At 42.4% G+C, this 26,492-nt stretch carries 22 protein-coding genes; 20 read left to right on the top strand and 2 right to left on the bottom strand.

All coding sequences use genetic code 11. From position 1 onward, the window contains the following. From ACJROX_RS24430 to ACJROX_RS24385, 10 genes are all read left to right on the top strand, one after another. Window positions 1-816, top strand: a complete 816-nt coding sequence (locus ACJROX_RS24430; protein WP_408011761.1) for a carbohydrate ABC transporter permease — start codon at window positions 1-3, stop codon at window positions 814-816. Window positions 817-818: 2 nt separating this feature from the next. Further along, on the top strand, window positions 819-2,264 hold the full coding sequence (locus ACJROX_RS24425) for an extracellular solute-binding protein (protein WP_408007817.1): 1,446 nt from the start codon (window positions 819-821) through the stop codon (window positions 2,262-2,264). Beyond that, window positions 2,239-3,243: a zinc-dependent alcohol dehydrogenase gene (locus ACJROX_RS24420; RefSeq protein ID WP_408007816.1), complete on the top strand. Its 1,005-nt coding sequence runs from the start codon at window positions 2,239-2,241 to the stop codon at window positions 3,241-3,243. Before ACJROX_RS24425 ends, ACJROX_RS24420 begins: the two co-directional genes overlap by 26 nt. A 64-nt stretch (window positions 3,244-3,307) precedes the next feature. Further along, a complete protein-coding gene (locus ACJROX_RS24415; RefSeq protein WP_408007815.1) occupies window positions 3,308-4,387 on the top strand; it encodes a Gfo/Idh/MocA family protein in 1,080 nt (359 codons plus the stop codon). A gap of 3 nt (window positions 4,388-4,390) precedes the next feature. Next, window positions 4,391-5,347 (top strand): acetylxylan esterase, encoded by a 957-nt coding sequence (locus ACJROX_RS24410; protein WP_408007814.1) that lies wholly within the window; start codon window positions 4,391-4,393, stop codon window positions 5,345-5,347. A 13-nt stretch (window positions 5,348-5,360) separates the two neighbouring features. After that, the gene (locus ACJROX_RS24405) at window positions 5,361-6,197 is read left to right on the top strand and encodes a sugar phosphate isomerase/epimerase family protein (protein ID WP_408007813.1); all 837 of its coding nucleotides are present in this window, start codon (window positions 5,361-5,363) and stop codon (window positions 6,195-6,197) included. A 13-nt stretch (window positions 6,198-6,210) separates the two neighbouring features. Then, window positions 6,211-6,867, top strand: coding sequence for a hypothetical protein (locus ACJROX_RS24400; protein ID WP_408007812.1), 657 nt, complete (start codon window positions 6,211-6,213; stop codon window positions 6,865-6,867). Beyond that, entirely contained in the window at window positions 6,864-7,853 is a 990-nt protein-coding gene (locus ACJROX_RS24395; protein ID WP_408007811.1) for a Gfo/Idh/MocA family protein, read from the top strand. Before ACJROX_RS24400 ends, ACJROX_RS24395 begins: the two co-directional genes overlap by 4 nt. A gap of 25 nt (window positions 7,854-7,878) precedes the next feature. Further along, complete coding sequence (gene nagA, locus ACJROX_RS24390; protein ID WP_408007809.1) at window positions 7,879-9,003, top strand: N-acetylglucosamine-6-phosphate deacetylase; 1,125 nt, start codon at window positions 7,879-7,881, stop codon at window positions 9,001-9,003. A gap of 7 nt (window positions 9,004-9,010) precedes the next feature. Beyond that, window positions 9,011-10,579, top strand: a complete 1,569-nt coding sequence (locus ACJROX_RS24385; RefSeq protein WP_408007808.1) for an FAD-dependent oxidoreductase — start codon at window positions 9,011-9,013, stop codon at window positions 10,577-10,579. A gap of 54 nt (window positions 10,580-10,633) precedes the next feature. Here ACJROX_RS24385 and ACJROX_RS24380 read toward each other — a convergent pair whose 3' ends face one another. Next, a complete protein-coding gene (locus ACJROX_RS24380; RefSeq protein ID WP_408007807.1) occupies window positions 10,634-13,705 on the bottom strand; it encodes an Ig-like domain-containing protein in 3,072 nt (1,023 codons plus the stop codon). 42 nt (window positions 13,706-13,747) lie between these two features. Next, window positions 13,748-17,245 carry an FIMAH domain-containing protein gene (locus ACJROX_RS24375; protein WP_408007806.1) on the bottom strand — a complete coding sequence of 1,166 codons (3,498 nt, stop codon included), beginning with the start codon at window positions 17,243-17,245 and terminating at the stop codon, window positions 13,748-13,750. A 336-nt stretch (window positions 17,246-17,581) separates the two neighbouring features. On the opposite strand from ACJROX_RS24375, the gene ACJROX_RS24370 reads away from it, so the two are divergent. The 10 genes from ACJROX_RS24370 (at window position 17,582) to ACJROX_RS24325 (ending at window position 26,481) form a co-directional block, all read left to right on the top strand. After that, complete coding sequence (locus ACJROX_RS24370; protein WP_408007805.1) at window positions 17,582-17,809, top strand: DUF2198 family protein; 228 nt, start codon at window positions 17,582-17,584, stop codon at window positions 17,807-17,809. A 189-nt stretch (window positions 17,810-17,998) separates the two neighbouring features. Continuing rightward, window positions 17,999-18,481: a flavin reductase family protein gene (locus tag ACJROX_RS24365; RefSeq protein ID WP_408007804.1), complete on the top strand. Its 483-nt coding sequence runs from the start codon at window positions 17,999-18,001 to the stop codon at window positions 18,479-18,481. A 22-nt stretch (window positions 18,482-18,503) separates the two neighbouring features. Continuing rightward, window positions 18,504-19,988, top strand: coding sequence for a 4-hydroxyphenylacetate 3-hydroxylase family protein (locus ACJROX_RS24360; protein ID WP_408007803.1), 1,485 nt, complete (start codon window positions 18,504-18,506; stop codon window positions 19,986-19,988). A gap of 111 nt (window positions 19,989-20,099) precedes the next feature. Further along, window positions 20,100-20,849, top strand: coding sequence for an IclR family transcriptional regulator (locus ACJROX_RS24355; RefSeq protein ID WP_408007802.1), 750 nt, complete (start codon window positions 20,100-20,102; stop codon window positions 20,847-20,849). 206 nt (window positions 20,850-21,055) lie between these two features. Then, entirely contained in the window at window positions 21,056-21,586 is a 531-nt protein-coding gene (locus ACJROX_RS24350; RefSeq protein ID WP_408011760.1) for a 3-hydroxyanthranilate 3,4-dioxygenase, read from the top strand. Beyond that, a complete protein-coding gene (locus ACJROX_RS24345; protein ID WP_408007801.1) occupies window positions 21,583-22,644 on the top strand; it encodes an amidohydrolase family protein in 1,062 nt (353 codons plus the stop codon). Before ACJROX_RS24350 ends, ACJROX_RS24345 begins: the two co-directional genes overlap by 4 nt. Continuing rightward, entirely contained in the window at window positions 22,586-23,047 is a 462-nt protein-coding gene (locus tag ACJROX_RS24340) for a RidA family protein (protein ID WP_408007800.1), read from the top strand. The genes ACJROX_RS24345 and ACJROX_RS24340 overlap by 59 nt, the downstream gene beginning before the upstream one ends. Window positions 23,048-23,264: 217 nt before the next feature. After that, window positions 23,265-24,740: an aldehyde dehydrogenase gene (locus tag ACJROX_RS24335; RefSeq protein ID WP_408007799.1), complete on the top strand. Its 1,476-nt coding sequence runs from the start codon at window positions 23,265-23,267 to the stop codon at window positions 24,738-24,740. Between the two features lie 31 nt (window positions 24,741-24,771). After that, window positions 24,772-25,554, top strand: a complete 783-nt coding sequence (locus tag ACJROX_RS24330) for a 2-keto-4-pentenoate hydratase (RefSeq protein ID WP_408007798.1) — start codon at window positions 24,772-24,774, stop codon at window positions 25,552-25,554. A gap of 45 nt (window positions 25,555-25,599) precedes the next feature. After that, the gene (locus tag ACJROX_RS24325; protein WP_408007797.1) at window positions 25,600-26,481 is read left to right on the top strand and encodes an acetaldehyde dehydrogenase (acetylating); all 882 of its coding nucleotides are present in this window, start codon (window positions 25,600-25,602) and stop codon (window positions 26,479-26,481) included. Window positions 26,482-26,492 lie beyond the last annotated feature (11 nt).

Below are 26,492 nucleotides of genomic sequence, written 5' to 3'. Positions count from 1 at the left end.
ATTCTAGTGGTATTAAGGTTATGGCCGTTATACCTGTTCCTTGTAACGTTAGGTCTGATATTTCTTGTACCTTTCATCATAATGGTACTTGGCTCATTCCAAGATATTGAACAAGCGATCGGCAGTCCATCAGACTGGCTGAACTCTGAATTCACCTTCCAAAACTTCATTTATATTTTTACAAACAATGATTTTGCAAGATGGATATTTAATTCGATCGTAATTACAATCATCCCTGTATTCTCCCAGATGTTCTTTTGTGCTGTATTGGGTTACATTTTTGCAAAAAAAGAATTTCCATTTAAAAATGTGCTGTTTTGGGGCATGATGGCGGTTGTCATGATGCCAGGTCAGCTTCTCATTATCCCACGGTATATCATGTTCAGCGAGTTTCAATGGATCAATACATATTTGCCGCTGATTGTACCTGAAATTTGGGGAATCATGGGTGTATTTTTCGTACGTCAGTATATGATGACCTTACCTAAGGATCTGGAAGAAGCTGCATATATTGATGGAGCCAATGATTTTACGATTTTTTGGAAAATAATGGTCCCCTTATGCAAACCAGTTATTGCTACTGTCGGCACATTTTCATTTATTTCGAACTGGAATGATTTCTTTACTCCTCTGATTTTCATGACGGACTCAGAAATGTATCCAATTACGGTAGGATTAGCTTCCATGTTGAATCGGGAAGGACATTTCGGAATTGAAATGGCAGGAGCTGTTGTATCGTTCATTCCAACCTTTTTGATTTTCTTGTTTTTCCAACGATATTTTGTAAAAGGCATTGCGTTGACAGGGATGAAATGATTTTGAAGAAGATTCGAGGTAATGATATGGAAGAGAAAATGAGAAGAGATACGTTCAAAATGCGACTGGATGAAATGGTCGTCACTTTACGGAGCGAAATCATAACCGGCAAGTATCATGTAGGTGATTACTTACCATCTGAGGTTTCAATTGCAAAACGCTTCCAGTTAAGTAAAAATTCTGTCCGTAAAGGGTTGGATTTATTAGTGGATGAAGGCTTGATCTTAAAGAAATCCCGAGTCGGTAATCTTGTCGTAAGTAACAGGACTGAAGACATCACCACACTTAGGGTGGGATACTATCCCTCATTAGTAAGAGAGGTCCAATTATTTGCTTTGGTTGAATCATTCAAAAAGAAATTCCCATCAATCGAAGTTCAATTGGTTGCTTTGCCTTACGATAAATATTCAGAGATTGTTTTGGATTATTTTGATAATAACATGATTGATGTCATTACCATTAACCACCAACATTTTGTAGAGATGGAACCACATGCTGGAAAATTCGAGACTATCGAAAGAGATGGGGGCATTTATTCATTTTTAAAAGAACCATTCAGTATAGACGGGGAACTTTTAGTTCAGCCCCTAACCTTTTCACCTGTCGTTCTTTGTTACAATCGTGATATTTTTGAACAATACAATATCGAGGAACCTGATAGTAGTTGGAATTGGCAACGGATAACAGACATTTCTGATGAATTGGAAGTAAACTCTGAAGGACGCATATTCGGTTTTTATTTTCATCCTATGTCAGCAAACCGTTGGCCGATCTTTCTCATGCAAGAAAACATAGTTGACAAGAATTCAGATTCCATTGACAAAAAGAGGTTATTACAAGCAGTGAGCGTTGGTAAACATATCTTCAACGTAAGAAAAGTAGGGATGAATCTGTTATCTGACAATGATTCCGATGCAGAACAACTTTTCAAGGACCAGAAAGTAGCTATGATCATGGCTACGTATTTCAGTTTGAATCAATTCAAAGAGACTCAATTGAACTATGATATAGCTCCATTGCCTTACTCGGAAAACGCCAAAACAATGCTCCTTATAATCGGCCTTGCCATAAACAAGCAATCTAAGAATCGCCATGCTGCAAGAGTTTTCATCGACTACCTGAAGAGTGATGAAGTTCAGAAACGTATCTATGTTGAAACCCTTAGTATTCCTGTAATGAAGAGGATAGCTGAGGCGCGAAGAGATAGTGATGAGGAGTCTCATCAACGACCGAACCGCTATCATTTATTCAGGGAAGTCATACCTACTTTTCGGTTGTTTAATGAGTCAGGTTTGTCGTTTGATGAGATGCGTATGTTCAAGAACGTATTGAGACTATATTGGTCCGGTCTGATCAATGACGATGAATTTCATCAAAGCATACAGGAAGGATTGAGAGCTAGCCGAGGAGAGGGGGTGGAATATGTTGAATCAAGTCGTTACAGCTAAGGATTTCCATGTTCAATTAATTGAATTGGAAGTTCCAAAAATGATCCAAGGGCATGTTCTCATCGAAACAGAATATTCAGCCATCAGCCCTGGGACAGAGTGTCTGGCGATTGAGAGCAGTGAAAACCGATCACTTCATTTAGGGTACAGTGCTGTTGGTAAGATCATTGATAAAAGTGATGAAATCGACACATTCCAACTTGAGGACCGTGTTGCATGTTATGGAGCACCATACGTCAAGCATGCCAAATATTTGCTGGTTCCAAAAAATCTCTGTGCACCTGTTCCTGATGGTGTGGATAGTAAAGAAGCTGCATTATGCGGTTTAGGTGCTATTGCCATTCATGCATTACGTAAGTCGGATATAAAGTTCGGAGAAACGGTACTGGTCGCTGGATTGGGTGTCCTCGGTCAAATCATCGCACAAATCGGTGAGGCGGCGGCTTACCAGATTATCGGGTTTGACCTATTGGAAGAGCGAAGCCGAACGTTGGCGCAATTTACGAATATCTCTTCCTTTCATGATTTGAACGGATTAAGCTTATACATCGAACAGGTTACCCAAAAGAAAGGAGTGGATCATGCCGTACTTTGCGCAAACGGAAAGAACTCGACGCTGATTGACGATAGCTTGGATTTGATTTGTGATAGGGGTCGAATTAATATTGTCGGTGATTTGGAAATGCATTTTTCAAGAAGTAAACTGTTTGCAAAAGAGGCGGAAGTATTCATTTCCAGAGCTGGTGGTCCTGGCCGTTACGATGCCGTCTATGAAAGGGATGGGATAGATTATCCATACGGTTATGTAAGGTGGACGGAAGGAAGAAACATTATGGAATATATACGATTATTAAGAACCGGTAAAATTCAAATGAGTCCATATACCAAAGATATCATTGAATTGGCTGATGTTACCGATGCTTATCGGGAAATTCAAGACAAAAGGACCCCTGCACTTACAAAGCTTATCAGGTTTTAATCGTTTGTCTTTTAAGGTGTTCATCGACTTTGGCTCATCAAAAAATTGAATGGGGAGGACGACTATGAAGGTTGGTGTAATAGGTGCAGGCAGTATCTCTGAATTTCATTTACAGGGATACGATTTGCTTCCTGATGTAGACATAACAGCAATATGTGACCTGAACTTAGAAAGAGCGAATGAAAAAGCAGTGAAATTTGGAGTGAAACATGTTTTTGACGATCATAAAGACCTATTTGCATTACAAGATATTGATGCGGTCAGCATCTGCACTTGGAATAATTCCCATGCAGATCTTGCGATTAAAGCACTGGACGCAGGGAAACATGTTTTGGTTGAAAAGCCTCTATGCATGACAGTTGAAGAAGCAGTGGACATTCAACATGCAGTAAAAAGGAACGACAAAGTACTTCATGTTGGCTTTGTCCGCCGTCATGGTGCGAATGCGACTGTACTCAAAGAGTTCATCAATCAAGGGGAACTCGGAGATATTTATTATGCAAAAACTTCTTGTATTCGCAGGCTTGGTAACCCCGGCGGCTGGTTTGCGGATAAGAAACGATCAGGTGGAGGACCGTTGATCGACCTCGGTGTTCATATGATAGATTTATGCTGGTACATGATGGGAAAACCGAAAGTGCAATCTGTAGTCGGCAATACGTATGACCTGTTAGGGAATCGCTCTCATATCAGAAATCTGGATTTCTATAAAGCTGCAGATTTCGACCCAGATATTAATTCGGTAGAGGATATGGCCAATGGACTCATTCGATTTGAGAATGGGGCTTCGCTGGCTGTTGATGTGAGCTTTTCGCTTCATACTAAAAGAAATGATTTAAGTGCGAGATTATATGGAACGAAAGGAGGAGCAGAATTAGAGCCTGAACTTCATATCATAACGGAAAAACATAATACCATATTGAACGCAACTCCCCAGATTGATTCCTTGACATTTGATTTTGAGAAGGGCTTCCATCGTGAAATCGAGCATTTCATTAGAAGCTGTCAAGGACTGGAGAAGCCTGTTAGCCCAGTTGAAGACGGCATTGAAGTTATGAAAATGCTCCGTGGTATTTATGAATCTGCTGATAAGAAGAGAGAAATCGTCTTTTCAGAACCATCGCATTCCTCGGGAAGGAGATAGGTGATGGGAAGGCAAATCGGTGATTATCAACTGGAAGAGCTGACTCAATACCGACCTTGTTTGACACGTCAACCTGATTTTCTGCAGTATTGGCAGGATATGAAACAGCAATTGTCGCCTAAAGTTAAAGTAGACCTGGAGAAGCAGCCTTATGATGTGAAAGGGATAAACCTTTATAAAGGGAAGCTTCTTTCTTGGGATGCCACGCCGCTCGGGATGATGGTGATCGAGCCCAATACTCACCAACGATGTTGCACAGTGGTGGTTTGTTTCCATGGTTACACCGGTGATTATGGTTACCCGCATTTCTATTTGAAATATGCTCTTCAAGGCATGACAGTCGTCAGCTTTGATGTGAGGGGACAAGGTTTTACACCTGATTATGCTCTCTATTCAAACGGTCACCGAATTCCTGGCTGGATGTTGAAGGGCATAGAAGAACCTAACTCTTATTACTATACGAATATATATCGAGATCTTATTGTCGCACTTAATTGGGTAAAGGAATCATTTAATGCAGACTTGATGATTGTGGAAGGGAGTTCCCAGGGTGGAGGATTAGCTCTAGCAGCAGGAGCCTTATGTGATCATGTGGATGTGATCCTTGCTGGATGTCCATTTTTGGCTAACTTTGAAAGAGCTTTTCAAATTGCGATGAGTGGCCCACATATGGAAATCGTGAACTTTTTCAAAACCCAAGATCCCCAGTATACGTTGAAGGATCAGATATTTATAACGTTGTCCTACATTGATGTCATGAATTTTGCACCTTTAATATCTTGTCCCGTCCTTTTATCGGCAGGGTTAGAAGACTCTTGTACACCTCCATCTACCATTTATGCCATCTACAATCATCTTGAATCAGAAGTACGACAATTAGAAGTCTATCCGCAGCATGGACATGAACATATTCCGGATTTTGAAGAAAAGAAATTAAGTTTTTTATCAAACTTTCTTTAAACAGGAGGAGTATATGAAAACAAGTGTCAGTATGTATAGCCTGAGTCAATATATTCGCAATCATGGATGGGGTATATACGATTTTATTGATTATGCAAAGGAAATCGGTGCAGATGGTGTCGAACTCTTGGATGCTTATTGGAGCAATGAGGATGAAGAAATTGATCGAATCATAAATTACTTGAAACAGAAAGGATTACCCGTATCTGCTTACGATGTTTCCAATAATTTTGTGAAGCCTTCGGTTGATGAAAGGAAAACCGAGACAGAGCGAGTGGTGAAGGGAATTCAGACAGCCAAAAACCTAGGGACGAACGTGTTAAGGGTATTTTGCGGGGGCATAAAACCAGGGATCAGCTATGAAGAAGGCAGGGATTGGATTATTGAGGGATTCAAGGAATGCCTGAAGACAGCAGAAAAAGAGCAAATCTACCTAGCTATTGAAAATCATGGATTGTTTGCCGGAAAAGCACATCAAGTCAAAGAGTTAATCGATGAGGTGGATTCACTATATTTGAAGTGCACACTGGATACAGGGAATTTTCTGTTAGTCCAAGAAGACCCTCTTACGTCGACCAAACTATTGAAAAAAGATGTGGTCCATGTTCATTTCAAGGATTTCTTGAAAGTAAGTGATGATCAACAAGGCCAAGCTTTTCGGGCGTTGAATGGCGATAAATATGTCGGAACCGTTGCTGGGGAAGGAATGGTCCATCTTCAAGAAATTATTTCTGAACTGAAAAGCGTCAATTACGATGGATGGTACTCTATTGAGTATGAAGGGTTTGATGATTCGAAAGAATGTGTCAAGAAATCCATTGAAAAGCTGATAGGCCTTACAAAGGTATAGAAAGGGGTTCTTTATGACAAAAGATTGGACTTATGAAGAATTACTTGAAACCATTAAATCAAATAGACAGGTTGAGTGTGCTTTTTCAAAAGCTGTTCAAATAATAAACACTTCTGTTGATCCCTCAATACAAGAGTTGACGTTTCGTTTGGGAGATGGATGGAAGGCCCGTCCAGAAGCATTCCATATAGCTGAACTGATGAAAGAACAGATGGGAAGCGGGCCTTTCATGTTTCGTTTGTTACGCAGATTGAAGCATACGAATTCTTCAACTCTAAAAGAATTATTAGCAAAAGAGCTGGGTATCCTCACGTGTCTACCTGTCAATATTTCACGTGTTCATGGCAGGAAGATCAAACATGGTGGATATTATGAAATGATACTTTCGACTATTCGGTTCGAAAATAATAGCATAGCTCAAATAGAAGTTGCGATTGGGGAAGATTTGACAGAAGTTTACGAGGTGGAAGCGGCTGATAAGGAAGGTGTTGTCTTTTATCGTAATGAACGTTTATCCACATTCGAGTTCGAGAGTAAGAAGAAGCCTGTATATGATGCTTTCGATGAATTTCCAAAAAGCTACTCTTACCTTGAATTAAAGAAAGCTTTAGATACTGTTAAATCTGTAGATGCTTCAATATTGACACATCAAACAGAGGTGATCGGATGAAAATCGGTATTATGAGTTTTGCGCACATGCATGCATATAGCTATGCAGAGGGCCTCGTGAATTTGAGAGGGGTCAATCTAACAGGCATATCCGATAAAAATGAAAAGCGTGGGAAAGAAGCTGCTGACCGATTTGGAGCGATCTATTATCAAAGTGATAAGGCATTATTGGAGTCGGATATCGTCGCTGTGATTGTATGTAGTGAGAATGTCCGTCATAAAGAAATGGTCATTCAGGCAGCAAGGGCAAAGAAGCACATCCTATGTGAAAAACCTCTTGCTACTACTAAAGAGGATGCGTTGGAGATGATTCGAACGTGTAATGAAGAAGGGGTCAAATTGATGACTGCTTTCCCTGTTCGGTACAGTGCTCCTATTCAAAGACTGAAATCTTATGTGGAAGAAGGCTGTTTAGGAGAAATTTTGTCGGTCAGAACGACGAATCGTGGTCAAAACCCTGGAAATTGGTTTATTGAAGAAAAGGATTCGGGTGGCGGAGCGATACTGGACCATACTGTGCATATGATTGATATCATGCGATGGATGATTAGAAGTGAAATAAAAGAAATTTATGCCGAAGTAGATACCTTATTTACAGATATCCATATTGATGACTGTGGATTGTTATCTATCGAATTTGATAACGGCATTATAGCAAGTCATGATCCTAGTTGGTCTAGAAATTCTTCCTATCTTACATGGGGCGATGCTACAATTGAAATCGTCGGTTCCAAAGGCCGTGCATACGCTGATGCCTTTGGAGAGAACTTACATTTTTATTCGGTAAAAAATAAACCATATCGACATATCCTTTTCGGTAAAGACATGGATTCAGCATTGATTGAGGATTTTATAGAGTGTATCAGGCATGATCGAGAGCCCTCTATCTCAGGATTAGATGGTTTACGTGCTATGGAAGCGGCACTTGCAGCGTATGAATCCGGGATGTCTCATCAGCCTGTCAATCTTTATTCAACCAGTAATTAATATGGTTTAAGCGGTGAGAAAGCCTATGGAAATCCAAGGTAATCTTTTATCATTAAGAGACGTTACCATCCAATGTAGTCATGGAAGGATACAATCCATTAGTAAACAAAAAGGTGCGAAAGATACGAATATAATTATTCCGGGAATGATAGATACTCATATTCATGGATTAAAGGGTAAGGATTTCATGGATGCAAATCTATCTTCCTATGAACATATTGCACGGAATCTCGTCAAATTTGGTGTAACCGGATTTTTAGCTACTACAAGAGCTGAATCCATGGATCTAATTAAAACGGTATTAAAAAAGTTAGTAGAATATCATAGTGTTAATCATGAGGATAACCTTGCCGCTCAAATGCTCGGTATCCATCTGGAAGGTCCATGGTTAAATCCCGAATATCGGGGTGCTCAAAAGATTGAACACATACAAGCTCCTAAACTCGAGGATGCTAAGGCGATCTATGCGATTACTGGAGACCTGCTGAAAGTGGTTACATTGGCACCGGAAGTAAAAGGAATGGAGAAAATCATTCGCTTTTTCCGGCAAAAAGGGGTCCAAGTATCTGCCGGACACACAGATGCTGGAGTCGAAGAGTTTAAGCTAGCATATGAGCAAGGGATAACCCGAGTAACCCACAGTTTTAATGCTATGCGAGGCTTAAACCATCGCTTACCAGGAATTATGGCCCCCGCCATGTTAAATGATAACATCTATTGTGAAATAATCGCAGATGGTATACATGTACATCCCCTCATGATTCGAATGTTGATAAAACAAAAACCGTTAGAAAGACTGATTCTTGTCTCTGATTCAAGTGCAGCAACAGGATTGGAGGACGGTACCTATTATCTTGGTGGAAAATCATTAGTCAAAAAGAACCGTTTGGTATTACTTGAAAAGGGGCAGACAATCGCTGGAAGTGCGATAACCCTTTTGGATGCGGTTCGTTTTCTTAATAAAACTCTGCATATCAAACTGGAAAACATAATTTATGGCGCAAGTACTAATCCTGCACTGTCAATCAACCTATCCAATAAAGGTGAAATCAGGGTTGGATATGATGCGGATGTGGTCCTGTTAGATAGAAATCTTAACGTACATTCCACTTTCATTGGCGGAAAAAATGTATTTCTTAAGGAGGATTAGACAAGATATGGTCAAACATAACCTTCATGCTGATATCGTTATTATTGGTGGAAGTTTAGGGGGATGCTCCGCAGCTTTAGCAGCATTGAAGACTGGAAAGAAAGTGATTTTGACTGAAGAGACAGCATGGATTGGAGGTCAACTAACCAATCAAGCTGTTCCGCCAGATGAGCATCCCTGGATTGAAAAATTCGGTTCGTCTTCTTCTTATCGAGAGCTTCGAAATAGAATAAGAGATTATTATTACCGGAATTACCCATTACGAGAACCACTTGGAGATAAATTTAATCCAGGGAATGCCATTGTGAGTCGGATCAGCCATGAGCCGAAAGTCGCATTACATGTCTTAAATGAACTATTGTCTCCTTACCTTCATAGCAGACGACTTGTCATATTAACAAAACATAAGATTGTAGAAGCTGAAACAGATGGGGATAGGGTAATATCAGTTACTGTTGAATCGTTACTTGATCAATCACAGATTCTTACAGCTTCCTATTTTATTGATGCGACAGAATTAGGTGATGTGTTGCCATTAGCTAATGTTGAATATGTAACGGGAGCAGAATCCAAAATGGAGACTGAAGAACCGCATGCAGTGGATGGTCCTCCACAGCCGATGAATATGCAAGCCTTTACATATTGTTTTGCGATGGATCATTTAGAAGGTGAAAACCATGTCATTGAAAAACCCGATCGATACGATTTCTGGAAAAACTATCAAGCTGACTTTTGGCCAGACCGTCAATTGAGCTGGAGTGGCATTCATCCGCCGACCATGAAACCTGTAACCTACTCTTTATTTGAACAAGAGGGGACGTTCTCCTTATGGAAGTATCGTAGGCTTATTGACCATACTCAATTTGAAGAAGGTTTCTATAAAAGTGACATAAGTTTAGTCAATTGGCCGGCAAATGATTACTGGATCGGACCTATTATCGACGTGAACGAAAATGAAAAGAGAAAACATCTGGAGAATGCCAAACAATTAAGCCTTTCACTGTTATATTGGATGCAGACAGAAGCCCCTAGACCAGATGGGGGAAATGGCTATCCCGGATTACGGTTGCGGAAGGATATTGTTGGCACTACGGATGGATTAGCCATGTATCCTTATATCCGAGAGTCAAGGCGTATTAAGGCAGAGTTTACGATATTAGAACAGCATATTTCAGCAGAAATAGAAGGGAAATCATGGTCGACTGATTTCAAAGACACTGTGGGGATAGGGTGTTATCGTTTGGACCTTCATCCTTCAACAGGTGGAGATAATTACATTGATCATTATGCATACCCATTTCAAATTCCATTGGGGTGCTTGATCCCTGTAAGGATGAAAAACTTGATTCCAGCAAGCAAAAATATTGGAACGACCCATTTATCGAATGGATGCTACCGACTCCACCCTGTAGAGTGGGGCATTGGTGAGGCAGCAGGGTTTTTAGTTTCCTATTGTATTGATAAGAGAACGAAACCCACAAGTGTAAGAAATAATGAAGGATACCTACAAAGCTTTCAAGAACTTCTTACTCGACAAGGAGTCGAGCTTCAGTGGCTTAAACTGACATCAGTATAAAAAAGAGGGCTGATCCAATAACGGATCAGCCCTCTGACATTTTCATGGACTTTTTTAGTGACCATTTGCATTGTTAATGATAATGTGCGGGAGGTCAGCTGAATTGCTTTCGTTGCCAGCTTCATCAATTGCTATAGCCTTTAACTTGTGGATTCCCTGGTCCAGCTTATCCAATTCAATTGTAACCTCTTCATCCCCTGATCCAGTGCCTGTGCCGACTATTTCACCTTTGCCAAAAATCTGGATTGTCGCACCGGCTTCGGCTTTTATTTTCACTTCAGGTGTACGATCATTAGTTGACATCGGTTTTTCAGGTGACACAATGATTGGAGTATCAGGCGAAACGGTATCAACATGAATGGTGAATGAAACAGGGTCCCCAGGTACGCCTTGTTCAGTTTCAGCAATAACGACTAGGTCATGGGTTCCATCAGACAATCCATCCAACGTAATGGTAGTTTCCTCGTCTGCAATAACATTGGATTCACCGATAACTTGTTCACCTTCCATAATCCTTACATTTGAATTGTTCTTCGTATGGACGATTACATCTGGTGTAATATCGTTTGTAATCCATCCGCTTTCAGGGCTGATCAGTTCTAAACCCGGTAACTCAGTTTCATCAATTTCATAGGAAAGGGAGATGTCATCGTAGTATGCAGTTGCCATCCAATACTGGGTCACGAATGCATAAACTCTGACTGATGCGGCATTATCAGGAGCATATTCACTTACTATTGTTTCCTGCCATTGATCATGACCTGAAGTGATATAGGATGCTTCAGAATGAAGTTCGTTACCGTTTGAATCGAAGAACCTCATCATGAATAACGTACGTCCTTCATCTAGATAAACCTGGCTTCTAGCAGTATACTTCTTTCCAGGAATAACACCTATGGAATCAGATAGGACAGCAACCGTTTCTGTTGTCGATGTATCTTGTAACTTTAAACTGTATTCACCTGAGTAACTTCGTTCATCCGATACATTGAAGATTGCTTTTTCTGATGACCAATTTTCTGACCAACCTGGGATCACACCCTCCATAAGCGGGGATTCAAATCCGGCATTCTCCAAATCTACATCGATTTCGATTTTTTCTGGAGGAAGGCCGTCTCTGACGGTTATTTTCTTTAAGTTTCCAGCATCGGCATAATAAATGTTACCGTCGTCACCGAGTGTCATTAATGGACTTCTTTCTAGTTGAACATACTCCAATGATTCTGGATCAATGACAGTTATTTGTCCTGCAAGGGTTGTATAGAGTAAGCCATCATCAGCCCATCGTAAATGGACAGGACGCCAATAGTGGTTAAAGTTCCAATTGGTTGGAACGATTTCTTTGCTTTTGACGATTTCCAATGTTTCTGGATCCATCGCAAAAATCGTTCCGTATGAAGCGCCCCAAAGCAGACCGTCAGGACCGAAGGAAAGTCCTCCAATCGCTTTTGGAGTTACCTCACCAGGGAGGTCAGGTGTAAACTCAGTAAGCTTTTCACCAGCGTTCACGTCCCAAACAAACATTTTTGCTTCTTCAGCAGTAGGATCGATGCCAAGACCACCCCAGACAGAAGTCGAACCATAAATTTTTCCATCACGATAAGCAAGTCCAATGATACTTTGGTCCTCTACAACATGACGATATGTTTGAGGATCATTTCCCATGTCATTTGGATCGTATATTGTTAATGCTCCTCCTAACTGTCCATAGGTAGGGATTGTACCGATAAATAGTTTCCCGTCTCCTGAGGACATTGCAAATGGCCGATCCTGTCCTTCTGATGATAAACTGAAAATTTCATGTGGATTGCTTCCTTTTTCAGGTTCCAAAGAGGTATCATACTCGAAGATATTTGCTCCGGGATAAGTTCCCATATACATTTTATCTCCTAATGAAGTCATACCCTCGGCTTGTCCAAGGTTGAACAATTTAATCTTATCGTTGGATGTATTGTATCTTGCACCGAAAGTACCCATATATCCACTAAAATAGATGTTTCCATCTGGACCTTTTTCCATAGTTTGGATCGTTGTCGGTTGTCCTTCAACAATTGGTGGTAGTGTTTTTCTTGTCCCGGATTGAAAATTGAATAATACAACACTACCATTAAAACTTATCGTAACTAAACTTGTACCTGGGAATTCAGGGTCGTCTAGTGTAACCCATCCTGCATTACGTATGTAGGATCCATAGGTCAACCCAGTATCTTCAATCGTTTCATTTGTTAAATCAAAAGACATTACTTTGTTATTGGCAACAAAATAGGTTTTGCCATCGTGTTCAGGCGTCATTGCAAGGCCTTTTGACCCTGTAATCGTTTCAGGAAGCCATACTCCTTCTTCAAGGTCATAGACGAGAAATGGTCCAGCTGATAAATGTACAAAGAGGTAGTGATCGACGATGTCCAAAGCCCAAATGGTGCTTAGATTATCGACATCATAATATTCTGGTCGATCAGGTAGAGATAAAGTGCCTGTTTCACCAGTTGCCGTATCAATGGTTACGATGCTCCCTTTAATTCCTATACCGGCATAAACAGTACCATTTGCATAAGTCATCGACCTTACATAATCTTGATCTGGTTTTACTGATCCATAGTCGTGGATTTCATCGGTTTCTGGATCATATCGGAATACATGTGCATCTGGATATGTGCCACCATACACATGTCCTTCCTCATCAATTGATAGTCCATATACTTCACGGGCTCCAGGTACGACGGTACCTAAGTCTGTCATCGTTTGTGAAGAGGGGGAGTATTTGAAAAGTTTACCTGATCCACCTATATACACATTCCCATCATGATCTACAGCGTGTGTCCACGAACCTCCTAAACCATCCAATTCGTATGTTCTAAGTAACTCATAGGTGTCTAAATCCACTACTTGGAAAACCCCTGGATTTCCTTTCACCGTCGTATACATGACATCATGTCCATTTTCAACACCATACGTACTATCCATAGCTGCCACTGAAGTGACAACAGGTCCTAAATCTTCTGGTTGGCTGAATGTTTTTTCAATATCTGCTGAAGCAGGCCTAGGTATTCCGACAAACAATCCCAAGGTCATAAATGAAAGACAAAACCATAAACCAATGTTCTTGATTTTTTTTATAGTAGCCACAACAAATGCTCCCTTCAATTTGTCTCACTGCAGGAATAATACTTATTGAAACAACCGTTCCACATTGCTCTTGAGAGTAACTTTGACTTCTTCAGAAGCATGACTGCGTTCTAGATTCCATTTGAATTTTTCTATGTGTTTCTGAGCTTCTTTGATGTTCCCTTTGTCGTAATGATGTTGGGCTTGTCTTAAATGGTTCTTCAATTTCATAGCAGTTGCATGGCTAAATTTACTTTCACTTTCGAAGCCTTCTATCTGGACTTCTAAAGAGCCGGGAGTAACTTGAACTGTAAGAGTCAATTGGTTTGTCGTGACAGTTTCACCATTATAGGCCACCGTAGCAGAAATATTGACCGAACCACCATTTTTAGCTTGAAGTTTTCCATCGGCCACTTCTGCAATATGTGTATCTGAAACAGACCATTCAATCTCAGCTCCATGTAAATCAGCTTCATTTCCATTGCTTAAAAGTATTCTGAGTTCAAGCGGCACTTCTTCTCCTTGTAGAACAGTCAACTGAGCTGTGGTCAAATTGACTGATTCAATTGTTAATGGAAGTTTGATAAGGTCTTCACCTTCCGCAAAGTAAATGTTTCCTTCCTGGTCAATATCCATCAGATTGATCGTATCACCAAGTAATTGTTTCCACTGCATGGTTTCAGGATCGATCACCGTCAATTTCCTAGCTGCGGTTGTATATAGGTAACCATTGTTGTCCCATCTCATGAAAAACGGTCTCCATTGACTACCCCTAGAAACTCCTTCATACAACAGCATGCTTTTCGCGATCTCACGATTAGTCGGGTCCATTGCAAATATGGCATAGGTGCCAATTCCATCTGACTTATAACCGTATGCTGTCCCCCAAAGGTTTCCGTCTGGTCCAAAAGATAATTCTCCAATCATTTCAGGTGTTTCGAGACCTTCGACATTCAAATCGAAAGTTTCACTTTGCTTTGTAACCACATCATACTCGAACATTTTGGCTTCATTTGCCACAGGATCTATGCCAAGACCACCAGCAATGGTCGAACCGCCGAACACTTTCCCGTTTTTAAATGCTAACCCTATGATACTTTGGTTTTCTACGATATTTCGAATCGTGCCCCATTCATCTGTTGCCTTATCATAAATAGATAAAGCTCCACCCAGGGTTCCGTAATCTGAAATCGTTCCAGTGAACAATTTATCATCACCTGATGTGAACGTAAATGGGCGGCTCTGGGCATCTGGTATGTCATAGACCATTTTAGGATTATCATCAGAACCCTCATTAAATTGATAAGGTTGTTCTGGGTCATATTTGTATATTCTTGCTCCACCATAGGTACCAAGAAACACATCGTCATTCAGGAAACCGATTCCCTCAATTTGATGGGGGTCACGTTCATGTAGGGTGTATTTTTCTTCAGATGTATCGTATATACCAAAGGAACCCTGATATCCCCCCATATAGATGTTTTGATCTTCACCGATTTCAAGACTCTGTATGGCTAGGCCTTGCAGATCAACCTCAGGATAAAGTACTTCCAATTCATTCGTTGTTGGATTGTAACGAGTATACTCAATCTGGTTATGCAAGATGGCCAATACCTGTGTACCATCCTCATTCGTAATCCACTCATATCCTTTTGCAGATGAACCTGGAAGCTTGACCCTTGGTTCGACGGGATTCGTTTCGAACGTTTCCATATTATAGGTCCATAATTCACTTGTACGTTTATCACGATAATAGACGATGTTCTCATCATAAGGGGAAGGAGGCGATATCATTCCATCAAATGTGTGTTCATCTTGCCAGTCGATTTGTTTCAAAATTTCTGATGTTTCCAGATCCATAATGATCATGGAGGTACCATAAACGACAAACAATTGTCCATTGAATTCCCATATATTTGAGATGGTGGTTTGTTCTCCGGTAATCGGTAGATCGATTTCAGTCTTTTCACCTGTTTCCCGATCGATCCGATAGAGGTAAGCCGTTGTCCCGATTCCAACATACACGGCATCATCGGTTACACCTAGCCCACGGGCATATTTTTCTCCTTCTTTGATTTGACCGATGTCCCTGAATTGACCAGATTCAGTGTCATATTCGAAAACCTTCGAATTAGGATAGGTCGCTCCGTAAATCTTCCCATCTGATGAGGATTCAAGTTCCCAAACCCAATTATCTGATGGATTTGTACCCATGCTCTCAATCACTTTTTGTTCGGGAGAGTAACGGTAAAGGATGCCATTATATGTTCCAGAAAAGTAGATATTACCATCTGCAGCAACAGCTACCGCCCACACGACGTCATTCCCAGGAATGGATTGGGAAAACTTTACCTCGCCCGTAAAGGCATCCACAGCATAGAACGTGGAAGGAGATCCGTTTGTAGCAAAATAGATTTCACCATTTCCAATTGCGACACCCTGAGCTTTGGAGGCCAATGCTGCAGGTCCTAGATTGATTGGATCACCAAATTCAAATGGAAGGTCTAATTGTTGTTTTATTTCGGCAGTGAATGCATCGTAAGAGACATTACTTTTCCCAGTAACTCCCGAGTATAAGAATATTTTCGCCGACTTTGCGTTTTTAGGCGCCTTTCCTTCGACCAGGATATCAATCCATTGATCTTGAAGGGCTTCATATCCACTTCTGAAGCTATCAATCTCATTACCGCCGTCATCATAAAACTTTATATATAGACTGGCATTTCCAGCAGTGATCTTAGCTTTTCCGCTTACTTCATAAACTTTCTTTGAATCGACCTGAAAGGAAGAACTATATAATCCCACTGAACTTTTGTTTGTCTCATCTACGATGCGGACACTCTTTTCTCCATCGGCTGACTCTGTATCTACGATTTCGATCGATGTATCTGGTCTTAGTGTGGTCGGATATGTATCCCAGTCAGGAATTTCCCCTGCTTGAAGAGGCTTCTCAAAACTTGAATTCTCAATTTGTATAGAATCTGAGTCCAATTTCTTAAAAATTTTTATATCATCATAAAAGCCTTTCATCTGCGCAGTCGAAGACTGGTATATAAAAATTGTCACAGATGTAGCCCCTACAGGTGCATTATCTTCGACGGTAACGTGATTCCATTTATTCAATGTTAAATTTTCAAAGTATTTAGGGGAGTTTCCTATGATTTCATTATTTTCATTTAACCACCGTAACCAGATGCCTGGATTCCCTTCCAATTCTTCAGGGTATAATCGGGCGTTTACCCTATAGCGGACTCCTTCCTTTACACCTATTGACCTGGAAGTCAATCCCGTGACCCCGGAATTGATCACTTCAAGACTCTGGCTGCCCTCAAAAACGGTTGTTTCAGATATCGACATACCCTCTTGCATCCCCCCGCTCCAAAAACTCCATTCTGGAACTTGACCATTGTTGTAAGGCTTTTCAAAATCACCGTTAATAACTTCAAGTTCTTTCCATTCTTCAGTCTCATCTGCAAGTGCCTGGGGTGGAGAATTCGGTAAAGAAAATGCGAATAACAAGAGGAAACAACAGAGAATTACGAAAAAATGATCTAATCTCATAATTACACTCCTTTCAATTAAATTCAAAACTTAGTCAGAATTTCAGGCTTTTTAGTGAAACTCCTTTTTAAAAAAGATTAATACCCTATATAAAGACACAACGTTTAAAAGTTCTTCTTTATTCACATTTAATAGAATACGTTATATCCAGATATCGGGATGATAAAAAACGGATAACGGTCTATATAAAGACGTAGAATCCTGGGGTCTTATTAGAGGATTGTGGTCCATATTTTACACGTTGAATTTGGAGTATTTTAAGGCGTATAATGGACTTGCAATCATGAATTCCAAATTTTATTGAGTCACTGTTTTGAGGGGGCGTCTTTCTATATAATGATTGAAATTTTTGGGGCATTGATTTTGCCTATTATACTTATACCTTTTTTTGTGCGGGTTACATACAATCGATGGGTAGCCATCGGTCTGAGTATTGTGATCATGATCGTCATGTTTATGAATTTTGAATCTTACTGGACGGTCGTAACGGGAATCATCGGGACACTGATCGGAGGATTTTTTTCATTCCGTGTCGGAAATAAAGTGGATAAAAAGTGGAGCTAGCGCCTATTTCATCAAGAGATAGACGCTATTTTTTTCGGAGAAAAACAAAATTTGTCGACTACGGGACGAATAAATCAGATTTTTCGAAAAAATCTGGTTTGAATTTCATAATGTGAAATAACTCGATTGTTCAATTATGTCATTCACAATATAGTAATAACAGATTTTACTTTTTATGGAGGTGACTGAATGGATATTCGTGAGTTGCGGAATTGTTTCGGTAGGTTTACGACTGGAGTTACAGTCGTGACATGGTCAGGGGAAGATAAAGTGAAACACGGCATCACGGTCAATTCCTTTACATCCGTTTCATTGGATCCGCCGCTTGTACTCGTCTCAATCGACAAGAAAGCGAAGGCATGCGAACGGTTGAAGAATCAATCTTTTATCGTCAACATTCTTGGTTCTGGTCAAGAAGCGATCGCCTGGCAATTCGCAGGCAGGGAGCAGCAGGGACTGGAGATCGAATGGGAAGAAACGCTCATTGGACCTAAAATCAAGGATACACTTGCCTCGATTGAATGTTCAGCATGGAAAGAATACGATGGCGGCGATCATGTTTTATATTTGGGGAAAGTACAGGATTTCTCTTATACGGAGGGAGATGCACTGACTTTTTATCAGGGGAAATTCTCTCATAATGAAGAAATCGGCAACTATGTAAAAAAGTAATTACAAACAAGGAGGAGATTCGATGGGGATCAGAACAGGTGAGCAGTATATCAAAGGATTGCGGTCAAGAAAACCTGAGGTGTGGTTAGGCGGTCGTAAAATCGATGACGTCTATGAAGAAGATGTATTCAGACAACCGATCCACGAGATTGCGAAGCTTTATGACATGCAGCATGACCTTACATACCAGAATAGGATCACCCATATTTGTGAGGAAACCGGCGAGCGTGTCAACAATGCGTTTCTTGTACCAAAAACATTCGAGCATTTGAAAGCAAGAAGCGATTTGTATGAAGTCTGGTCTAAAGCTACGTTTGGAACGATGGGGCGTACACCGGATTTCTTGAACGTGACGATAACCTCGATGGCAAGCAACACGTGGTTCTTGAATCAATATAACCCTCAATGGGGCGAAAATATGATCAGTTATTATAAGCATGTCCGGGACAATGATGTCTTTTTGACCCATGCGATCATCAATCCACAAAACGATAGAAGCAAGGCATCCCATGAGCAGGAAGATGCGTTCACTCATTTAGGGGTCGTGGAAGAGAAGCCGGACGGACTGGTCGTAAGAGGAGCGAAGATGCTTGCGACGCTCGCACCGATTACAGATGAGGTCATTATATATTCGTTTCCTGGATTCAAGCCTGGAGACGAAAAGCATGCAATTGCGTTCGCGTTACCGATTGACACACCTGGTCTTAAAATCATGTGCCGTGAACCAGCGCAAGACGGCAAACGTTCGTTGTTCGATCATCCGCTTGCTTCGAGATTCGAAGAGATGGATGCACTTCTTGTGTTTGAGGATGTGTTCGTTCCGTGGAACCGGGTGTTCATCAATCAGAATGTTGAAGCGGCGAATCTTTTATATCCGAAGACGGGGATCGGGATCCAGCCAGCGCATCAATCAGGGGTCAGAGGTCTTGTGAAACTATCATTTGCGATGGAAGTCGCTTGTAAACTTGCAGATTCCATCGGTGTCGACGGCTATCTCAATGTAAAAACACAATTGGGAGAGCTGATCCAATCGGTCGAAGCGATAAGAGCCCTTTTGAGAGTTTCCGAGTATGAGTATGAAACGACAACACAAGGAGAAATACGACCTGCAGCGGCTCCGCTTGAAACGATCAGAGGAATGCTGCCGAAGCTTTATCCACGTGCTGTCGAAATCATCCAAACGATTGGCGCGGGTGGTCTGTTGATGTCTCCGATGGGTGCTGATTTCGACTCACCGGAACTGAAGCCGATCGTCGACAAGTATTATGTCGGACGTGAAGGTGTATCTTCTGAAGATCGTGTCCATTTGTTCAAACTGGCATGGGATCTATCTGGAGAAGCATTCGGCCAACGCTTGCTTCAATATGAACGCTATTATTCCGGAGATCCGTTGAGAAGATTAGGCTGGTTCTATGACGGATTCAAGCGCAAGCATGATTTTGCGATGGTAAAAGATGCACTGGACGGCGCATCTGATATGCATAAAAAACAACTCATTAAAAACTAGCAATATAAAAATAAAGGAAACACCCTCCACTTATCTAATATTCTATCTGGAGTGATTTTATCGGTCATTCGCTCGAATACCTATGCTTGATGCTAAAAGGAGAGTGGGCATGTGATTTCGTCTATCAATAAAATTACGAAAATTCTAAATTGTTTTACGAATGAAGAACCAGCTCTTGGCAATCTGGAAATTGCGCGGAAGTTAGAGATGAATCCGAGTACAACACATCATCTCATCCGGACATTGTGCCAGGAAGGGATCCTCATTCAGGATAGTCGGAAAAAGTACCGCCTCGGATGGAAGTTGTTAGAGTGGAGCAATCATGTCATGTATCAACAGGATATTTATAGCGAAGCGATCCCGATCGTCGAAAGTCTTATAAGAAAATACCAGGGGACGGTCCATATAGGGATGTTCGATGCTGGTGAGGTACGGTTCGTGCTGAAAGTCGCTGCCAAAGATTCAATATCGGTTCCGACCTTTGTCGGGGCAAAAAAGCCGGCGTATTGTACAAGTACGGGGAAGGTATTGCTCGCATATAATCCTTCGTTCATCCAACCGACGATTTCGAAAGGATTGATGCAACGGGCTCCGAATACGATCACGTGTGTTGATAAGCTCATGGTGGAATTGAAGCAGATCCGCCAACAGGGTTATTCGATTTCCAATAATGAAAATGAACACGGGATGTACGCTGTGGCGGCGCCAATACAGACTTATACTGGCCAAACAGTGGCTGCGCTCAATATGGTCGGTCCGATTTCTTATATGCAGGGCAGCGAAAGCAGGACGATCATCCAAAGCGTCGTCCGTACAGCACAGTCAATCTCCAATGAATTGGGTTATATCAATGTTTTGTGAGAGCGCTTACACTTGGGTTTGCAATATAAGTATTGTTGATTTTTCGAGGAAATGAAGCGGAATTTCATGACACTCCTGTAGGAACAGCAAGCCAGGCGAGATCCCGCAGCGAGCGATGAGAGGCTTGCGGATTGCCCTCACAAACGGAGTGAATTTCGCAAAAAAATATGAGGAGGAATACCATGGCTATTAAATCTGGAACAAGCATGTTGAATGATAGAGTGGGAAATCTTATGAAAATCATTGAGGATAATAAGGACCTTTTGAAGCCTCCAGTCAATAACAAAGTCCTTTGGGAGGATTCTGAGTTCATCGCGATGTTGATCGGCGGGCCGAACAAACGCCGGGATTTCCATGTTGATCCGTCTGATGAGTTCTTTTATCAGGTGAAAGGAAACTGTTATGTGGAATGTATCAACGGTAAAGGAGAACGTGAAGTGGTAACGGTCGGTGAGGGAGATATATTCATGCTCCCGGCGATGGTTCCTCATTCACCACACCGGACAGCAAACTCTTACGGAATCGTCCTTGAACGGAAACGAGGAGAAGGAGAACTAGAAGACTTTGTCTGGTTCTGCGATAAATGCGACCATGAGATGCACCGGGTAACGGTCCAGTTGACGAATATCGAAACTCAAGTGAAAGGTGCGATTGAACAGTTCAACAGCAGTCCTGAATTGAGGCAGTGTGACAATTGCGGCTATATGATGCCTGAAGAAGCAGATGAGTGGAAATGAGAGTAGATTTCCATACACATATCATCCCGCATGACCTGCCTGATTTTACTGAAAAATACGGTCAAGAACGTTGGCCGATCCTTCATCAGACTTGTGCTTGTGGAGCGAACATCATGGTGGGAGAAAAGATGTTCCGTGAAGTGACCGACCAGGTGTGGAGCGCCGAAAAGCGTATTCAGGACATGGATCGGGAAGGGGTCGACATTCAGGTGCTCTCCCCGATTCCGGTGACATTTTCCTATTGGGCACCGGTTGAGGCAGCACTTGATATGGCACGGATCCAGAACGATTTCATTTCAGAAACGGTAAAAGAAAGACCGGATCGTTTCATCGGCCTGGGGACGGTTCCGATGCAGGACTGTGCAGCAGCCATCAAGGAAATGGAGCGTTGTATGACGGATTTGAATTTATATGGAATCGAAATCGGGACGAACGTGAATGGGGAAAACCTAGATGCTCCAGAATTCCTTGAGTTCTTCCGAATGGCAGAGGAATGGAATGTTCCATTGTTCATCCACCCGTGGGAGACGCTCGCGAAGGATCGTACACCGCGGCATAATTTCATGTACACAGTCGGGATGCCGAGTGAGACAGCCCTTGCTGCTGCAAGCCTTGTCTGGAGTGGCGTGATCGAAAAGTTCCCAGGGCTGAAGATTTGTTTTGCGCATGGTGGAGGATCATTCCCGTATATCTTGCCAAGGTTGGACCAAGGATGGAAAGTATGGCCGCACCTGCGTTTGACGACGAATCCACCGAGCCATTATGTGAAGAATTTTTATTTCGATTCATTAAATTATGATCCTTTGAATGTAAAATATCTCATCGATCGTTTTGGTCATGAACGTGTCTTGATGGGCTCGGATTATCCATTCTTGTTAAGGGAAATCCCGCCTGGAAAAGTAATTGATCAAGCGACCGATCTGACAGAAGTACAAAAGGAAATGATTCTTGGTGAAAATGCATTACGATTTTTAAATGTAAAAGAAAAGGGGCGGGCAAATGGAGCAGAAAGTCATGACACCAGAGGAGAAGCTGCAAAGTCTAGGATTTCAACTTAAACAAGTCCGGCCAGCTGCAGGGAACTATGTAAGTCATGTCCGTGTCGGGAATCTGATTTTCACTGCCGGACAAGGCGTTGATGAATTCCATGGAAAGCTCGGAAAGGAGCTGACGTTGGAGGAAGGTTATGACGCGGCCCAGCAATCGATGCTGAATCTTCTTAGCGTCATCAAATATGAGCTGGGAAACCTTAACAAAGTGAAACGGATCGTCAAATTGTTAGGGTTTGTGAATTCCACGGAGGATTTCACCGATCATCCGAAAGTTATCAACGGTGCATCCGATCTTCTCGTTAAGGTGTTCGGAGAACGAGGTAGGCACGCCCGCTCTGCATTGGGTATGGCTCAGTTGCCGAACAACACTTCAGTCGAAATCGAGATGATCGTTGAAGTGGAGGATTGAACCAGCCCAGTGATCGGTGATCAAAAGAGGATGGCTGGCCGGATTTTTACAGCTAAAATGGTGGCCGTCGTGTCACCAATTCCCTTTAAAAAATGACTTCAACCTAAATAGCGACACTCCTGCGGATCGCCCGCGGAAAGGGAGTAAATTTCGTATAAATAAATAATTAGGAATAACAAAGCCAAAAATAAACCCAACAGGATAGGAGGTTGAGGAAATGAAAGTGAAAGAGAAGATCCTGCAAAAAGTCCAACCGATCAACTGTCGCCACTTCATCGATGGCAAATATGTGGATTCTATCAATCTGAAAACCTTTGATAATATCAATCCGGCAACCGAAGAAGTCATGGGGCAGGTAGCGGAAGGAGGAAAAGAAGAAGTCGACCTTGCCGTCGCTGCCGCTAAGAATGCCTTGAAAGGTCCATGGAAAGACCTCTCTATAAGAGAACGGTCAGGGATTTTGCGGCGAATCGGCGACTTGATCCTTGAGAGAGTCGAAGAGTTGGCGGCATTAGAGGCGATGGATACTGGAAAACCGTATCAAATGGCGCTTGAAATTGATATTACTCGGGCAGCCTATAACTTCCACTTTTTCGCGGATTACCTTACTTCAATGGGTACAGAGGCCTATCAGCAGGACCAGACCGCTATCCATTATTCAATCCGAAGACCGCTCGGAGTCGTAGGGATGATCAATCCATGGAATCTACCATTGCTGTTATTGACGTGGAAGCTGGCACCTTGCCTGGCAGCAGGAAATACTGCGGTTATGAAACCAGCAGAATGGACTCCGATGACAGCGACGGTCCTTGCTGAAATCTGTAAGGAGGCAGGTGTTCCAGATGGCGTCATCAATCTTGTTCATGGTTTCGGGCCAGATTCAGCCGGTTCTGCGATTACAGAACACCCGGATGTCGATGCCGTCACCTTTACCGGAGAAACGAAGACAGGCTCTGCGATCATGAAAGCTGCTGCACCTACATTGAAAAAATTGTCTTATGAGCTAGGCGGGAAGAACCCGAACATCATCTTCGCAGATTCCGACTTGGATGAAGTGATTGAAACGACACTGAAGTCAAGTTTCATGAATCAGGGGGAAGTCTGTCTTTGCGGGTCAAGGATTTATGTCGAGTGCGCAGTTTATGAGGTATTCCTCGATAAATTCGTCGCTGAAACAAAAAAGCTTAAAGTCGGCGATCCATTTGAGGAGGATACGAAGGTCGGTGCTGTCATCAGTAAGGAGCATTACACCCGGGTTAATAGCTACATAGAGCTTGCGAGAGAAGAAGGCGGGGATATCCTTACTGGAGGAACTCGACCTGAGGGAATAGACAAAGGATTTTACATTTTGCCGACGATCATTACCGGGCTAGGACCTCATGCTCGATGTGTAAGAGAAGAGATTTTTGGTCCTGTCGTCACTGTCCTGCCATTCGATACCGAAGAGGAAGTCATAGAACAGGCGAATGATACCCATTACGGGTTAGGGACGACAATCTGGACGAATGATCTTCGACGTGCCCACCGTGTCGCACATCAGATCGAGGCGGGAATCATCTGGGTGAATACGTGGTATCTGCGGGATCTGCGGACTCCGTTCGGAGGTATGAAACAAAGCGGCATCGGACGTGAAGGCGGTATACACAGCTTTGACTTTTACAGTGAACTATCCAACATCACGATAAAACTATAAACAGAGATGAAAAAAACCAGGAGGCATATTGATGACTGAGAGAGTGAAGGAGCTTTCCAAACATTTAGTGACTGCAGAACAAAATCGTAGAGGAGTACAACCGCTTACCGAGGTTTACCCTGATTTGAGTATAGCTGAAGCGTACCAAGTCCAGCTTTCCACAATTAAACGGAAAACAGAATCTGGACAACGGGTCGTCGGGAAAAAAATCGGCCTTACTTCAAAAGCGATGCAAGAACTTTTAGGGGTCGGCGAACCGGATTACGGGCATCTTCTAGACAATATGGAGATCAACAATGGTGGAGAGATTCCGGCTGATCTTGTACTCCAACCGAAAGTGGAAGCAGAAATCGCATTCGTTTTAAGAAAGGATCTGCATGGACCGAATGTAACAGCTTCCGAGGTATATGAAGCGACGGCTTATGTCGTACCAGCCCTTGAAATCGTCGATAGCCGTGTAGCTAACTGGAAAATCAAACTACCGGATACGATCGCGGATAACGCATCATCCGGCCTGTATGTTATAGGTGAAAATAAGGTGCCGATCCGGGCTGTCGATCTGCCGGCCATCAAGATGGATCTGTATAAAAATGAAGAACACATCAATTCGGGAACAGGTACGGCAGTTCTCGAAAATCCAGCGAATTGTGTCGCCTGGCTTGCGAATAAGCTTTCAGATTACGGCGTTTCGCTTAATGCTGGAGAGGTCATTTTGTCAGGAGCTTTATCAGCAGCAGTGGATGCAAAGCCCGGCGATACATTCCGAGCGACATTTCACGCATTAGGGGAAGTCTCGGTTCGGTTTAGGGAGTAAAAAAAGCTAGCGGTAAGGACTGAACTAACGAAAGGAAGTGATGATATGTCCAAGGTAAAAGTAGGGATCATCGGCTCAGGGAACATTGGCACGGACCTGATGTTGAAACTCCGCCGCTCAAAGACCCTTGAAATGACGACGATGATTGGAATCGATGCAAATTCAGATGGAATGCGGATGGCACGGCAATTCGGCTATGAAGTGATCGAGAACGGCATTGATGGATTCATGGAAAAGCCTGAACTTGCGGACATTCTCTTCGATGCAACCTCTGCTAAGGCACATCAACACCACTCGGAACTATTAAATTCGATTGGAAAGCAGGTTCTCGACTTGACTCCTGCGGCCGTCGGTCCGTTTGTCGTACCACCGGTAAACCTGGGTGTCCATCTCAATGCTCCTGATGTCAATATGATCACGTGCGGGGGACAGGCGACGATCCCGATTGTCCATGCAGTCAACCAGGTGAGTAATGTGGAGTATGCAGAGATTGTCGCAACGATCGCCAGCAAAAGCGCTGGGCCTGGGACGAGAGCGAATATCGATGAATTCACGATTACGACTGCGAAGGGCATTGAGGAGATCGGTGGCGCGGACGAAGGAAAGGCGATCATTATCCTGAACCCTGCTGAACCTCCGATCATCATGCGGAACACGGTTTATTGCCTCGTCAAGGAAGGCCAGTGTGATCAAGAGAAAATCACTTCTTCGATTATGAACATGGTCAAAGCCGTCCAGGAGTATGTGCCTGGTTACAGCGTTCGGTCAGAGCCGATTTTCGAAGGCAATCAAGTGACGGTTTTCCTTGAAGTCGAAGGAACAGGGGATTATCTCCCCAACTACTCTGGAAATCTCGATATCATGACCGCTTCAGCTGTGAAGGTAGCTGAAGAATTGGCGAAAAATCGACTGGTTCAGAATGCGTGAGGAAGGAGAAG

The sequence above is a fragment of the Pseudalkalibacillus sp. A8 genome, assembly GCF_045920555.1.
Classification (GTDB): domain Bacteria; phylum Bacillota; class Bacilli; order Bacillales; family Fictibacillaceae; genus Pseudalkalibacillus.
Note: the sequence above shows the minus strand (reverse complement) of the source record. Positions and strands in the feature narration are given on the sequence as shown.